General features: G+C 37.2%; 14 protein-coding genes. 9 read left to right on the top strand and 5 right to left on the bottom strand.

Translation table 11 applies throughout. From position 1 onward, the window contains the following. The first annotated feature begins 20 nt into the window (after positions 1 to 20). The gene (tolB, locus tag HL290_RS00555) at positions 21 to 1,301 is read left to right on the top strand and encodes a Tol-Pal system beta propeller repeat protein TolB (protein WP_042898545.1); all 1,281 of its coding nucleotides are present in this window, start codon (positions 21 to 23) and stop codon (positions 1,299 to 1,301) included. A 27-nt stretch (positions 1,302 to 1,328) separates the two neighbouring features. Next, positions 1,329 to 1,889 (top strand): peptidoglycan-associated lipoprotein Pal, encoded by a 561-nt coding sequence (gene pal / locus HL290_RS00550; RefSeq protein ID WP_009393712.1) that lies wholly within the window; start codon positions 1,329 to 1,331, stop codon positions 1,887 to 1,889. Positions 1,890 to 1,947: 58 nt separating this feature from the next. Here the strand turns inward: pal and HL290_RS00545 are convergent, their stop codons facing one another. Next, positions 1,948 to 2,133 carry an NF038105 family protein gene (locus tag HL290_RS00545; RefSeq protein ID WP_003650227.1) on the bottom strand — a complete coding sequence of 62 codons (186 nt, stop codon included), beginning with the start codon at positions 2,131 to 2,133 and terminating at the stop codon, positions 1,948 to 1,950. A gap of 184 nt (positions 2,134 to 2,317) precedes the next feature. On the opposite strand from HL290_RS00545, the gene HL290_RS00540 reads away from it, so the two are divergent. From HL290_RS00540 to HL290_RS00520, 5 genes are all read left to right on the top strand, one after another. Then, on the top strand, positions 2,318 to 3,289 hold the full coding sequence (locus HL290_RS00540) for a class 1 fructose-bisphosphatase (RefSeq protein ID WP_198495303.1): 972 nt from the start codon (positions 2,318 to 2,320) through the stop codon (positions 3,287 to 3,289). Between the two features lie 59 nt (positions 3,290 to 3,348). Next, on the top strand, positions 3,349 to 4,125 hold the full coding sequence (locus HL290_RS00535; protein WP_198495302.1) for a TrmH family RNA methyltransferase: 777 nt from the start codon (positions 3,349 to 3,351) through the stop codon (positions 4,123 to 4,125). A gap of 159 nt (positions 4,126 to 4,284) precedes the next feature. Further along, positions 4,285 to 4,899, top strand: coding sequence for an RNA polymerase sigma factor (locus tag HL290_RS00530; RefSeq protein ID WP_005045802.1), 615 nt, complete (start codon positions 4,285 to 4,287; stop codon positions 4,897 to 4,899). Then, positions 4,889 to 5,209: a hypothetical protein gene (locus HL290_RS00525; RefSeq protein ID WP_004643705.1), complete on the top strand. Its 321-nt coding sequence runs from the start codon at positions 4,889 to 4,891 to the stop codon at positions 5,207 to 5,209. Before HL290_RS00530 ends, HL290_RS00525 begins: the two co-directional genes overlap by 11 nt. Beyond that, positions 5,199 to 5,588: a DUF3106 domain-containing protein gene (locus HL290_RS00520; RefSeq protein ID WP_004790640.1), complete on the top strand. Its 390-nt coding sequence runs from the start codon at positions 5,199 to 5,201 to the stop codon at positions 5,586 to 5,588. The genes HL290_RS00525 and HL290_RS00520 overlap by 11 nt, the downstream gene beginning before the upstream one ends. Before the next feature lie 93 nt (positions 5,589 to 5,681). Here the strand turns inward: HL290_RS00520 and HL290_RS00515 are convergent, their stop codons facing one another. From HL290_RS00515 to cxpE, 4 genes are all read right to left on the bottom strand, one after another. Continuing rightward, positions 5,682 to 8,114, bottom strand: coding sequence for a CSLREA domain-containing protein (locus tag HL290_RS00515; protein WP_198495301.1), 2,433 nt, complete (start codon positions 8,112 to 8,114; stop codon positions 5,682 to 5,684). A gap of 15 nt (positions 8,115 to 8,129) precedes the next feature. Continuing rightward, positions 8,130 to 9,980: a rhombotarget A gene (rbtA, locus tag HL290_RS00510; RefSeq protein WP_198495300.1), complete on the bottom strand. Its 1,851-nt coding sequence runs from the start codon at positions 9,978 to 9,980 to the stop codon at positions 8,130 to 8,132. A gap of 335 nt (positions 9,981 to 10,315) precedes the next feature. After that, a complete protein-coding gene (gene hda, locus HL290_RS00505) occupies positions 10,316 to 11,014 on the bottom strand; it encodes a DnaA regulatory inactivator Hda (RefSeq protein WP_003650214.1) in 699 nt (232 codons plus the stop codon). A 20-nt stretch (positions 11,015 to 11,034) separates the two neighbouring features. Continuing rightward, entirely contained in the window at positions 11,035 to 12,228 is a 1,194-nt protein-coding gene (gene cxpE / locus HL290_RS00500) for a chloramphenicol efflux transporter CxpE (RefSeq protein WP_198495299.1), read from the bottom strand. A gap of 135 nt (positions 12,229 to 12,363) precedes the next feature. On the opposite strand from cxpE, the gene purM reads away from it, so the two are divergent. Together purM and purN are read left to right on the top strand one after the other, a co-directional pair. Further along, positions 12,364 to 13,434 carry a phosphoribosylformylglycinamidine cyclo-ligase gene (purM, locus tag HL290_RS00495; protein ID WP_004643711.1) on the top strand — a complete coding sequence of 357 codons (1,071 nt, stop codon included), beginning with the start codon at positions 12,364 to 12,366 and terminating at the stop codon, positions 13,432 to 13,434. Continuing rightward, a complete protein-coding gene (gene purN, locus HL290_RS00490; protein WP_198495298.1) occupies positions 13,431 to 14,060 on the top strand; it encodes a phosphoribosylglycinamide formyltransferase in 630 nt (209 codons plus the stop codon). The genes purM and purN overlap by 4 nt, the downstream gene beginning before the upstream one ends. Positions 14,061 to 14,129: the final 69 nt, after the last annotated feature.

The raw sequence follows: 14,129 nt of genomic DNA, 5'->3' as shown, positions 1-14,129 counted from the left end.
CCAGCTATGACTTTAAACTTATGAATACGAGCCGCAAACACCTGCTATCTTTAGCATTGATCACCGCATTAAGCCCTCTAGCTTCTACAACTGCTTTTGCCCAGTTATATCTGGAAATTGCTAAAGCACCAGATCAGGCACCTAAAATTGCTATTGTCCCGTTTAACAATGACAATGGGCTCTCTCCTATTGTTGAAACTGACTTAAACCGTTCTGGACGCTTTACAAGCTCATCTAAAAATTTACCTGCTAATGCTGCAATCAATCAGATTCAAGCTTCTGACTGGCAAGCTGCCGGAATTCCATATGTAGTTACTGGACAAATTAAACAAACAGCTACAGGTTTTGAAGTTCATTACCAACTTTATGATGTACAAAAGCAGCAATACATTTTAAATGAACTTTTAAATGTACCTGCTTCACGCATACGTCAAGCTGGCCATATGGTGAGTGATGCTATTTATCAGGCACTTACAGGCATTCCGGGTGATTTTAGTGGCCGTATTGCGTATGTACTCAGAAATCCGGCAACTCCTGCAGAACGTTATACTCTACAAATTGCAGATACGGATGGTGAACAACCAAAAACTGTTTTGTCATCTCGTGATCCAATTCTTTCACCAGCATGGACACCAGATGCTAAGAAAATTGCTTATGTTTCATTTGAAACCAAACGTCCAGCAATTTATTTACAAGATTTATCTACAGGGACGCGTGAAGTACTCACAAGCTTTAAAGGCCTAAATGGCGCACCGAGTTTTTCACCTGATGGCCAATCAATGCTATTTACAGCATCTATGAATGGCAACCCTGAAATCTATCAAATGGATTTATCAACTCGCCAAGTCAAACGTATGACAAATGACTCGGCAATTGATACCGAAGCACGTTATACACCAGATGGAAAATCGTTTATTTTTACTTCTGACCGTGGTGGTTCTGCCCAAATCTATCGTTATACCTTTGCTGATGGCTCAGTAAAACGTCTAACGTTTAAAGGTTCATTTAATGCACGTGGAACTCTGAGTGCAGATGGCAAAAAGATTGCTCTTGTTCATCGCCCAAGTGGCAGCAGTTATAAAGTTGCAATTCAGGACATTAATACTGGCATCACCAATATTCTTACCCCAACCAGTTTAGATGAATCACCAAGTTTCTCACCAAATGGGCAAATGGTCGTCTACGCAACTCGTGAAGGCAGCCGTGGCTTGTTGTCTATTATGTCTACTGATGGACGTTTCCGTATGAATTTACCAAGTGAACAAGGTGAAGTACGTGAACCGGCATGGGCACCAAAATAACTTTTAATTCCATTGATGGAGATGATCATGAAATCAATCAAATATTTAGCTTTACCCTTTCTTAGCGTAGCACTTGTAATGACAGGTTGTGCTAGCCGCAAACCGGCAGCGACTACAACAACAGGTACAAATCCAAGTACGGTAAACACTTCTGGTTTAAGTGAAGATGCAGCATTAAATGCTCAAAATTTGGCAGGTGCTTCATCTAAAGGTGTAACTGAGGCAAATAAAGCTGCTTTGGCTAAACGCGTTGTTCATTTTGATTATGACAGCAGTGACTTATCTACTGAAGACTATCAAACTCTCCAAGCTCACGCACAATTTCTTATGGCAAATGCAAATTCAAAAGTTGCTTTAACTGGTCATACAGATGAACGTGGTACACGTGAGTACAATATGGCTTTAGGTGAGCGTCGTGCTAAAGCTGTGCAAAGTTATTTAATTACCAATGGCGTAAACCCACAGCAACTTGAAGCTGTAAGTTATGGTAAAGAAGCTCCTGTTAATGCAGGACATGATGAATCTGCGTGGAAAGAAAACCGCCGCGTTGAAATTAATTATGAAGCAGTACCCCCTTTATTAAAATAAAGAATATGCATAAAAAAACGCTCATATTTTTATGAGCGTTTTTTTATAATAACAAAACTTAGGAAGATTTCTTTTCTTCTTCAGAATGTTGCATCGATTCAATCAAATCATGCTTATTAAAATCTTTATATTCAGGTTTTGCCTCATAATCTTTCCAAGCATCCTGAACATTCTCTTTCGAAATTTCATCTAGATTGATTGGTTCACCTGCAGTTGGGGTCGCATCAAACTTCTTTGTTGTCATTTCGATTCTCCTAAAATATACAGTCCGTTGTTATATAATCAACATACCACTTAAAATGGGGGTTGTAAGCATAAATCCAACACAAATAAAGTAAGATAATTTTTATTTTGTGACATTCTCATCTAGAATATGCCACGTATTTATCTGACTCATTTTGATGCTTGAAGCACAGGAGCTATTTTCTATGTCCAACCTCACCTTGTCCCAATTTTTAGAACAACAAAAAGGGAATCTAACACCGGAGTTGGCTCAAGTCATCGATACTATCGCCACAACCTGTAAAACTATCGATCAAGCCTTACAAAAAGGTGCGCTCGCTGGTATTTTAGGAAGTGCTGGTAATGAAAATGTTCAAGGTGAAACACAGAAAAAACTTGATGTGATTTCTAATGACTATTTAATCGATGCATTAAAAGCTCATCCACAAGTAGGTGGTCTTGCTTCTGAAGAGCTTGATGAGTTCACACCAGCCCAAGAAAATGGTAAATATCTGGTTTTATTTGACCCATTAGATGGTTCAAGTAACATCGATATTAATATGTGTGTAGGTACAATTTTCTCTATTCTGCCGGCAAAAAATGCGGTAACACAAGCCGAAGATTTCATGCAAGCTGGTACACAGCAAGTTGCTGCTGGTTATGTACTTTATGGCCCATCAACCATGATGGCTTTAACAGTTGGAAATGGCGTAGCATTCTTTACTTTAGACCCAGAAACTCAAACATTCTTGCTCACTACTGACAATGTTCAAGTTGCAGCAGATACTCAAGAGTTTGCAATTAACGCTTCTAATCAGCGTCATTGGGAAGATCCTGTAAAACAATATATTGATGAATTACTTGCAGGTAAAACCTCTGTTCGTGAAAAAGATTTCAACATGCGCTGGGTAGCATGTATGGTGGGTGATATTCACCGTATTTTATGCCGCAGTGGTATTTTCCTTTATCCATATGACTTAAAAGATCCGAAAAAAGCGGGTCGCTTACGTTTAATGTATGAGGCGAATCCAATGAGTATGCTCATTGAACAAGCTGGTGGTACATCAACTACAGGCCGTGTTCGCATTTTAGACATTGAACCAACAGAACTTCATCAACGAGTTCCTGTGATTATTGGTTCTAAAAATGAAGTTGAACGCGTAACAAGCTATCATTAATAATTTTAATTAATTAGGGCATCATAGTATGATGGTGCCCTTTTGTTGGATATTTCCTTATGGCTGTTATTTTTTTAGAATCAAAAGACAATGCAAAAATTAAACATTTGCGTGGATTAATCGAACTTAGTAACGCCCGAAAAAAACACCAGCAAACAGTCCTTGAAGGCACTCATCTTTGTTTAGCTTGGCTACAGCAACAGAAGAAGCTTTTCTCTTTATTTACAACAGAACAAGCATTAGAACACGACGATTTAAAAGAAATAATCGATCTACATCAAGGTCATATCTTTGTTATTAGTGAAGTTTTATATAGAGATTTGAGTACATTAGGTACGAGTCTGCCTTGTTTGGCTATTATCGATTTACCTAAAACTGCATCAACGATCGATTACAACATAGATACTTTGATTTTAGAAAATATCCAAGATCCTGGTAACGTAGGCACATTGCTACGTTCAGCAGCAGCAGCAAATATTAAACAAATTATTTGCACACAAGGCTCTGCATCACTTTGGTCTCCGCGAGTTTTAAGAGCAGGTATGGGAGCTCATTTTAGCTTACATTGTTTTGAAAACTTCCAACTCACAGATATTCTTCCAAAATTTCATATTCCAGTTTTTGTTACGAGCTCTCATCACTCAACAAGCCTCTATTCACAAGATCTTTCAAAACCCTGTGTATGGATTTTAGGAAACGAAGGTCAAGGTGCAAGTGATTACGCATTAGATCATGCACAATCTGTGACTATTCCTCAACCAGGTGGACAAGAGTCATTAAACGTAGCAATTGCAGGATCTATTTGTTTTTTTGAGATGGTTCGTCAACGCCAATAAAACGTTAATTTATTTTACATCTCACATATTTATGAAAAAAATCAATTACACTAGTAAAAAATAGCCGATTGTTGTCAACCTCCCACCTCTTTTCAACGTTATATAAGAGATATATTGAAGATAAGGTGGGTATGTCCAATGACAGGATTTTCCATCTCCATGGATTTAGCACCTAAAAAGTCTCGATCGGAAACATCTAGTGCTCATGCAAGCACGGCTGAGCAACGCCTGAAAGTTTTCATGCAAGATGTAACTGGTCGTGCTTTGGTGATGATGGAGAGCGCTACCCAAGGTCAACAAGGTATTGCAATGGATTTGGTTCAAGAAGCATTTATTGCTTTACACAAATCTTATGCCGATAAAAGTACTGAAGAATGGTACCCCCTGTTTTATACGATTTTAAACAACAAACTTCAGGATTGGCGCCGCAAAGAATCTCGTAGAGCAAACCCATTTTCATTCTTCAAAAAAGTTAGTCTGGACAATGACGACGACGAAATTATTGATGTAGTTGATGAAAAAGCCATTAATCCTGCGGATTTTCTCGATCAAGCAGTAACTATCGAAGAAATTCGAGAAGCGATTTCAAAGCTACCTGTTCGTCAACAACAGGCATTTATGTTACGTGCGTGGGAAGGTTTTGACACACACACAACAGCTCAGATCATGAACTGTACCGAAGGTAGTGTAAAAACCCATTATCACCGAGCAATTCAGGGACTTAGAGAGTACTTGGCCCATTTAAATCCCTTGGGAGGTTCTGATGAATCATGATGATTTCACTAAAAAGGTGACGTCTAAACTTGATAGTTTGGCACATCACCATAAAAATAAAACAGTGGTCATGAATCATGTGCTTGACCATATTCAACAAAAACCAGCCTCTTTTTATAGTGTCTGGAAAATGTCTGGTTTTGCACTTGCAGCAGCGATCACAGGTTTTGTAATTTTACCTAATTCAGCAGATATTGTTGATAAGCCACAAAATCAAGTGATTGTAAATCCTAAATTATCCCCACAAATGGTGGAAGATTTAGAAATGCTAATGGTCTTGGGTGAGGATAAAGTACAACATGGCAGCTAAAAAATTAGCGCTTATCCTTTGTTCATTAAGTTTCTTGCAAACCAGTTTTGCAGGTTTTGAACGATTTTGGATTTTTTCTAAAGATGCCAATACACAAGTTGATGACACATGGAATGCTCTTTCTGAAGAGGAACAACGTGCAGTTATTAAACGTTACCAGAGCTTAAAAGAGTTACCAGCTAATCAAAGTACAAACCTACAGCAACGTATGGACTGGTTTACTCAGCTCCCCGATGCTGAAAAAGAAAAAATGCGTGAAGCATGGCAAAAAATGAGTACACAAGAGCGTAATGATTTACGTCAGCGTATGCTTAAAGCGAATGGTGAAGAAAGAACAGCTATTCGTGAAGAATATATGAATAAGTATTTAGAACATTAATATAAGTATGTGAAGTTCACACACCGTGAGTTTCATGACTTATATACTTTCCATAAAAAAGCCTCCAATTGGAGGCTTTTTATTTTATATAATTTATTTACGGTAGCGTCTATAGACCGCTAAACCAAGTAAAGATGCTATAGATAAAATTCCTAAGCTACCACCACCGCCTCCACTTCTAGAATCATCAGTAGTAGTTGCGGTACTTATCAGATTAATTGTCCCAGGTTTCGCTGAAATTAATCCATTAGCATCATAGACATTATAAGATAATGTATCGTTAAAAGTGTTAAAGACATTTTTTGCTTGAATATAAATATTACCACCGTAACATGTATTTTTACTGTCTTTACCAGGACAAGGTCCTTCCCGATCTGCTTTAACGACCGTAAAAATTCCATCTTTCGAAGTTTTGCTTGGTAAATAGATGGGTAACTCTACACCTTTTTCATTTACCCAAAATTGAGGCTTATCAGGCTTTGTAATAAGTGTACTAACTGGCCCATCACCATCATCATTCGCATATTTGAGTAAATTCAAAGGGATCATTTCATTTGCTAAATACTTAAATGTTATTGTGCCATCTCCAGAAACAGGAGCAATATTTGCAAATTTTGCTTTAATTAATCCACTACTAAGTTCCACACCTGCTTTAGTGGTAATTGTATATTTACAAAATTCATTAGTTGTACTTGAAGTAGGATCATCATCAACACGATAAAAAAGAATTTGCTGTACTGCTGGATTCCACAAACATCTCTGGTTTTCCTTAGTTTTAGTATCAGGAGTTAAATCTTCTACTTTTTGCGCCACACCCAAAGGTTCTGCTTTAACATTATAATCAGCCGTATTAAAAAACTTTAATACATGGTTAATGTCTTCAGTCGGTAGAGGAAAACCATAATTTTTTAAATCAATGTAAATTGCTCGATATTTTGTATTTACATGAGCCGTATCATTTTTAAACTTATCAAGTAAATCCTTAAATTCAGCTAAACGGACTTTATAGTAAACGATAAAGTTTGATGGTGTAGTTGGATCTTTAAGCAGGCTATCATACAAATCATAGCTTTTTTGATATGTCTCTATTAAAGTCGTAAATGAAATATTACCTAAACCTTCTAGATCACCCGCCGTAAGTTTCATTAATTCAACTGAACCAATATCACAACTATTTTTATTTAAAGTTTGATAATAGTATGTATTACTTACCAACCTAGCTAACCCACGCTGGTCTTGAGTCTGGCAAGTAACTTTATTTTCTGAATCTACATCAATTAAATCTGACGCTGAAAAATTATTTTTAGGATAGTAAATTGGTAAAAAACCATTATTTTCATTAGGCTCTTTTATAGGCTCTAATAAAGTATTTAAAGTATTATTTATTACATCAAGGTTAGTGTTGCCCTCAGGAACTACTTCTTTGGGTACATCACATTTAGGTGCATTGCCTGTTAAATTTAAAGCATTAAACCTCAAATCTAGTCCAGTATCTTTTTCCTCAGCTGCTGCTCCAAGTAAATATCGGCAAGCATAAGACCCGTTATTAAAAGCTAATACATTAAAATCTAATTTTTTATTACCTAATTTATCATATAAAAAAGTTGTATTTGCTGAGTTCTCAACAATCGTATTATTTTGCAATATTAAACTACTAGCCGAACTTAAATTACTGGTTTGATTTTTTGCTGGATCAGCATCTCCTGTAAATTTAAGAATACTACCGTTAGTCGGACTGGCAATATTTTTTGCGATTGTATTATTTGTAAAGGAGGCTGTAGGGCTACCACAAAAATTAAAAGCACTTATCGAACTAGTCGATCCATTATTAACAAAACTATTTGAATCCAATGATATAGTACGCGCGCTATATGAAGTATTAAACATACAACTCATTGCGAGAATACTACCTTCAGTTGAAGTCTGGCCATTGTTTTGAATTAAAGAATGACTCATGGTTAAACTGGCAGTATTACCTCCAAGGTAAATCGCTCCACCTTTAGATGCTTGTGAGTTTAATATCTGACTATTTTTTAAAGTTACATCAGCGCCAGCATAAATTGCACCACCAGACTCAGTACTTTTACCATTTTCTAAAATAATATTAGTTAATGTTAAAGGTTGCTGGTAAACAGCTGTATTAAAGATACGTGATTTTCCCCCAGCATTTATACGAGTTTCAAGCGCCTTTTGGGCTGGATAGTCATTCGTTAAAACTCCTTTTCGCTCCCAATCTGTCGCTTCTTTCCCAATAATATTCAAACCAATTTTAGGGGTTAATTCTTTATTTAAGGTGTAAATACCTCCTTCTAGTTGAATTGTGTAGTTTGCATCAATTGCAGAAACCTCACACCCTCCATAAGATTTACGCATTTCTGCTGCTGTAATAGCTTCACGTAGAGAACATGCATTCATGTTCTCATTATCTTCATCAGCAAATGTTGTAACTTTTATTGTTGTTTGAGCCATTAAAGGCATTGCTGCGATAACAGTAATTACACCCAGTGCTTTTTGATAATTTTTCATAGCCCACATCCCTGTTTATGACTTGAAACGGCGTAATGCAATTAATCCAAATAACCCTAAAATTAAACCACCGCCTACACTTCCCCCACCGCCAGTACTGACAGATTTATCTTCAATTCCAGATACAGGGTCCTGAACAATTCTTGTTGGGATAGTAATATATTGAAACTCTACGCCTTCATTAAAACGAGACACACTCGTAATAACCTGAATGCTAAAAATATCTGCACCATGCCAGTTACCATTCGGGGTATAAACTACATTCCCATTTTGATCTAGAGTTATAGTACCTTTAGAAACTGGAGTATCCGTACTTTGTTTAATTCGAAGACATCCTGGTTGCCATTCTTTTCCATCAGCACGCTCTCCAAATAAACGCTTGCATGTAGCTGGAGTCACTAGATCTGCTTCACTTAAAGAACCCAAAATATTAAATTTAGCAACTTGGCCGTATCTAATATCTTGACCTACTGAAGACATTTCTGTGTTTAAAATATATTCGATTGCACCTAAATCACAGAGCTCATCATATCCACTCCGACTCTTACCACGTTGATCGTATCTTTCACAGGTTACTAATCCGATTGAAGTGGCATCACTATATAAACGACCTTTATTAATAATTAAAGAATCAGCTAAAGTATTATAACTTTCTAACAGTCGAGGTTTAAAAAAACCTAAAAAGCTATCTTTAGGCGTGCTAAATGGGCATAACAATCCCTCTTTTGCTGTTACATCACAGACACCTTCATCTGTAGTTCCTGCAATTAATTTTTCATTATTAGGATAGATAATATTTGGAAGTTTTGAGGTCGCATTTCGATTACATTCTGCGGTAACCAAATTACTTTGTATAACTGCTTTATCGGTTGTACCTACCTGACAATTTAGAGTATTCCCTACTAATATACTGTTTGAAACAGAAGCATTTCCTTGAGGAGCATCAAGAAATAGTCCTTTGTCATTTTTAATCATAGTGATGTTATTAACAAACATCCCATCTCGGATATTTGCAATAAAACCACCTTTATTATGAAAAATTGTACTATTACTCAATCCAATAGCACGTGAAGTTAAATATCCCCCAGTACTTTCATCTGCAAACTTAGTTTGAACATACAATAAAGCGTTATCTGCGGCTGTAACTTCATTATCACGTAAAACAGATTGAGTAATGTAATAAAGAGGCATTTCACTATATAAAACTGCTCCCTGACCCGCTTTATTATTCTGTATTAAATTATTGGTAAGGGTAACTGTACCAGCTGTTCTTGTAGTATTAGATAAATTACCAGCATTATAAATTGCACCACCACGAGTGGCGTAACCATTAAGCAAACGTGAATTTTTAATAGTTAATTGTTCATGGTTATAAATTAACCCGCCATCTAATGCTGAAGTTTTAGAGCCAGCCCCTTGTAAATTAATGTCACTCAAAGAAACTGAGAAAGAGGTTTTTTCAACATTATCATCATCAATTTTAAACAGGCGGTCTGTACCTGCCATTTTAATGCTAGCGTTATGGGTTCCTGGAGCATCATTATCAATAAAACTAGAGTCACTCTCTGTAAGAATATTGAGAGGCCCTGTAATTGTTATACTTTTATTCAATGCATATTCTTTATCACGCTTCAAAATAATATTTGAAGAGGCATCTTTATTTCCGCATCCGTGATAACCAGTTGCATATTTTTCAACATCAGCAGCATTGGAAGATGCTCGATAATTAAGAAACTGTACGGCCTCACGCAACGTACATAGAGTATCGTCTTTATCTTCATCAATTAAGCTTGTGACTTGAATATCGGCAGAATAAGCGTGTCCAGCAGCAGCCAATAAAGCAAAAGCAATGCTCCGTTTGAGCATACCCATCTCCTTACATCTTTTTTCATTTTTTTTGTCAATATTGCAAAATTTTCACTTTTGCAATCGCATCCTTTGTGCGTACTTTGTCACAGCAAGTAGAATTTCTCAAGACATTTTGGTCGGTCTGTAGAGTCATTTTTGAACCAGATTACAAAAAGCTTCATACATTCAAAAAACTTTTTTAAATACAAAAATTGACTCATTTAAAAATTAGAAGGAAATTTAAAAAGATGTAAATACAAGTGCTCTGAAATTAGAAATCTTATGCCAGAGACTCTATTTTTAATAGGTTTTTATAAATTTAGGCAAGGCAATAAACCAAAATGAAAGAATATCTATTGTTGATATTCATCAATCAAAGCATAAATTTGCCTTAAAGTTGCATTCGAAAGTTTTGTTTTTTCGCCTTTGAGTAATTTTTCTAATTGGGCAACTGTCTGTAGTAAAAGAGAAGCTTGATGAGGGCCATGTAACAATAAATAGTCAACAATTTGCTGATCAAAATGAATACCACGTCTAGACATTACAGATGTAACCAAAGCATAGCGATCCGCATATAAACTTCCACTCGGCACCTTAACACTGACAGCTTGGGTAAGTCGTGATTGTAAGTCTGGTAATTCCAACTTTAATTCGATAGGTGCTACACGCGAAGAAAATACCAACTGCCCTTCGTGATTATTCATTAAATGAAAGACAGCTTTTTGCCAATGGGGCACACCACTAATCGATTCAATATCATCCAGAGCAACAAGGTCATAATGCTCTAAAGAAGTAATTGCTTCGATAGGAGCATCAAGGAGTTCAAGCAAAGAAACTTTAATTGCAGATTTGCCTATTTCTAAATAAGAGTCACAAATTGCAGACAGTAAATGACTCTTACCTGTCCCTGCCCCACCATAGATGTAAAACCTACTGACTAGACCAGCATGTAGTTGACGCACAGCATCGACTACATTCCCCCAACTTGGTCCCGAGAAATCACTGATTCGGGCATCAAGTTGAGGTTCTATATCCAGTTGGAGTTGACGCATATATCGAATTAACCTTGAAATTATTTCTGGTCAGATGGTTTCATTTTATCTGTATCTTGCTGTGTTTTAACCTCAAGATCAAGCTTAGTGCTTTCGGTTTCTACATGAATTTGCTTAATATCACCTTGTTGTATGACTAACGCAGACGGTGAAGCATAAAGTGAGCTTCTTTCATAGTTATCTCTTAAGTGTTTCAACAACACTACAATAACAGCCGCAACAGGCAATGCAATTAACATTCCCAAGAAACCTGCAAGCTGCGCGCCTGCCAATACTGCAAAAACAACTGCTACAGGAGATAGACCAATTTTATCGCCCAGTAAGAATGGCTGTAGAATATAGCCCTCTACCGCTTGGCCAATCATAAAAACTACACCAACGAGTAATAAATGCATCCAGTCCAATCCGAACTGGAACAAGCTTGCGATAACCGCTGCAATAATACCTACTGCAAATCCTAAATAAGGAATAATACTAGCAAGGCCAGCCACCATACCAATAATAAGACCAACTTCCAAACCAATGAGCTGCAAACCAACCGCATATACTATGCCTAGCAATAGCATGACGAGAAACTGACCTTTAACAAATGCCCCTAAAACACTATGGCATTCACCAACGATCTGCAAGGTAGTTGCTTCATATTGACGTGGAATGAGACGACGTAAGTTCTGTAACATACGATCCCAGTCTAGTAAAAAATAAAAAGCAATAATTGGAATTAAAACAACTGTTCCACCAATCTGAATAAAATTCAAACCAGACTGGGCCAATTTTAATAACACTGACTGAATACTATCGGCACTATAATTGGTTTGAACATATTCCATCACAGCTTTAGACATCTGCTCTGTGTCAATTTCCATTGCCTGTAGATTAAAAGTTGAAGATACCCAAGGCAAAAAGGTAGCGTTAATCCAGTGAATACCAGCTGGAATACTATCTCGGGCATAAACCAATTGTTTCCAGATTAGAGGGACCAAATACCACAAAGCGATGGTTAGAGTTACACCTATTCCTATAAACACCACGCTAATTGCTAACCAGCGAGGCAATTTGATTTTTACCAGAACATCAACAAGTGGACTGAATAAATAAGCCAGGAAAAAAGCGCCGATAAAAGGAATGACTACAGGCTTGAGTAAGTACAATACCCATACCAGCAATACAATACCTGCGAGTAAAAAAATACGGCGCAGTATACGATCTTGCATAAAATCTAGCCTTTTTTGATTTAATCGTTATAAATGAAAAAATATTTTTATTAAAGATAGCATTTTCGAGCATAAATAACATAAGAGTTTCGTATATTCAGGTTATAATCTGCCGCCAATGCGGAGACTTCATTTATGAGCAACTCAACTTCTACCCCAAATACCGGTTTAAGCTATAAAGATGCGGGTGTCGACATTGAAGCGGGCGACGCACTGGTCGATCGTATCAAGTCAGTCGCTAAACGTACAAGTCGTCCTGAAGTAATGGGCGGACTTGGTGGCTTTGGTGCACTATGCAAAATTCCTAAAGGTTATGAAGAGCCTGTTTTAGTTTCTGGAACCGATGGTGTAGGAACTAAATTACGTTTGGCACTTAATCTTAATCGTCATGACACAATCGGCCAAGATCTTGTGGCTATGTGTGTAAATGACCTTTTAGTTTGTGGTGCAGAACCATTATTCTTCCTTGATTATTATGCAACTGGTCACTTAAATGTTGACGTTGCTGCAAATGTTGTTACTGGTATTGGTAAAGGTTGTGAGCTTGCAGGTTGCGCACTTGTAGGTGGGGAAACCGCAGAAATGCCAGGCATGTATGAAGGCGAAGATTACGATCTTGCTGGTTTTGCTGTTGGTGTTGTTGAGCAAAGTAAAATTATTGATGGCTCTAAAGTAAAGTCTGGTGATGTGCTTATTGGTGTTGCATCAAGTGGTGCTCACTCAAATGGTTATTCATTATTACGTAAAATTTTAGACGTTAAAAATGTTGATTTAACTCAAACGATTGATGGCCGTCCTCTTGCTGATGTAGCAATGGAGCCAACTCGTATTTATGTAAAACCAGTTCTTGAGCTATGCAAACAAGTTGATGTACATGCTATGGCACACATCACTGGTGGCGGTTTACCAGGTAACTTACCTCGTGTATTACCAAATGGTGCACAAGCTGTCATTGATGAAGCTTCTTGGGAATGGTCTGAATTATTCCAACTTCTACAACGCGAAGGCAATGTAGAACGCTTTGAAATGTACCGTACGTTTAACTGTGGCGTAGGTATGGTCATTGCTGTTGATGCAAATGATGCGGAAAAAGCAATTGAAGTGCTTAATGCTCAAGGTGAAAAAGCTTGGAAAATTGGACACATCCAAGAAAATGCTGAATCAGTGGAAGGTGCAGACGAAAAAATTCGTGTGATCTTTGCATGATAAAAATTGCTGTTCTAGTCTCTGGGAACGGCAGTAATTTACAAGCCTTGATAGATGCAAATCTATCAGGGCAAATTGTAGGTGTACTGTCTAATAAAGCAGATGCTTATGCCCTAGAGCGTGCTCAAAAAGCTAATATTGCTACGGCTGTTATTTCGCATAAAGACTTTCCAACTCGTGAAGTGTTTGATGAAGCAATGCATCAACAACTCTTAGCTTGGCAAGTGGATGTAGTTATTTTAGCCGGCTTCATGCGCATTTTAACTCCCACCTTTGTCAATAAATGGCAAGGGAAAATGCTGAACATACATCCTTCACTTCTTCCAGCTTACAAAGGCGTGAACACTCATCAACGTGTTTTAAACACAGGTGATCGTTTACATGGTTGTACCGTACACTTTGTAACTGCTGAACTAGATTCTGGTCAATCAATTGCTCAATCAGCCATTGAAGTAAAAGAACATGATACTGCCGCTTCATTAGCAGATCGAGTACATACACTTGAGCACTTTATTTACCCACAAGTAGCAGAGTGGTTATGTAACGGTCAACTTACATGGAAAAATGGCCAAGCCTATTTCCGTGATCAAGTTCTTAAACACCCTATTCGTTTTGCAAATTGGTAAAGTATTTTACTTACAAGCAAAAATAAAAAAAGGACATGCTAGCATGTCCTTTTTTTATAAGTTTAAAAA

It is taken from the genome of Acinetobacter sp. AC1-2 (assembly GCF_016124155.1).
Lineage (GTDB): Bacteria > Pseudomonadota > Gammaproteobacteria > Pseudomonadales > Moraxellaceae > Acinetobacter > Acinetobacter calcoaceticus.
This window is presented reverse-complemented; position numbering and strand designations above follow the sequence as displayed.